This window comes from Devosia soli (assembly GCF_000970455.1).
Taxonomy (GTDB): domain Bacteria; phylum Pseudomonadota; class Alphaproteobacteria; order Rhizobiales; family Devosiaceae; genus Devosia; species Devosia soli.
Map to the genome: position 1 here is coordinate 1 of NZ_LAJG01000002.1, position 529 is coordinate 529.

Genomic DNA, 529 nt, shown 5'->3' on the forward strand with positions numbered 1-529 from the left:
CGCCGAGCATGACGATGACCTACTCCATCTCCGGGGTGATCGAAGCAGCCTATCGCTACGACGCGTTCTCTTCCCATGCGCGCGGCGTTGCCATCCGCTTGGGCGATTTCCTTTTTGTCGTTCTCTTCGTCATCACGCGCTATCTTCTCCTGCCTCTTATCGTCTTATTGTACATCACCCTTTTCCCCCTCTGCGTCCCCTTGCTCACCCTCCCGCCCTTCTTCCCACCTCACCCCCTATCCCTTCCCCTTTCCTCTTCCCCCCCCTCTCTTCCTTTCCCCTTCCTTTTTCTCTTTTTTTCTCTCTTCTCTCCCTCTTCTCTCTCTCCCTCCTCCCTTTTCTCCTTCTTTCCTCTCTCTGTCCCTCCCTTCTTCTTCTACATTTTTACTCCTCGTCTTTCCTTTCCTTGTCCTTTTCTCTTCGCTCCCTGTCGCTCTCATCCTTCCTCTCTTTCTTTCCCTTCTCCTTCTTCTCCTTTGCTCCTCACTTTCCTTTCGTCCTCCCCCCTCCCTTTTTCCTTTCCTCTCTC

Annotated in this window: 1 protein-coding gene; it reads right to left on the reverse strand. The window is 53.1% G+C overall.

Annotated features, from left to right (window positions below):
- Nucleotides 1-236: 236 nt before the first annotated feature.
- Nucleotides 237-529, reverse strand: a 293-nt coding sequence (locus tag VW35_RS21440) for a hypothetical protein (RefSeq protein ID WP_200896853.1), incomplete at its 5' end; no start/stop codon positions are given.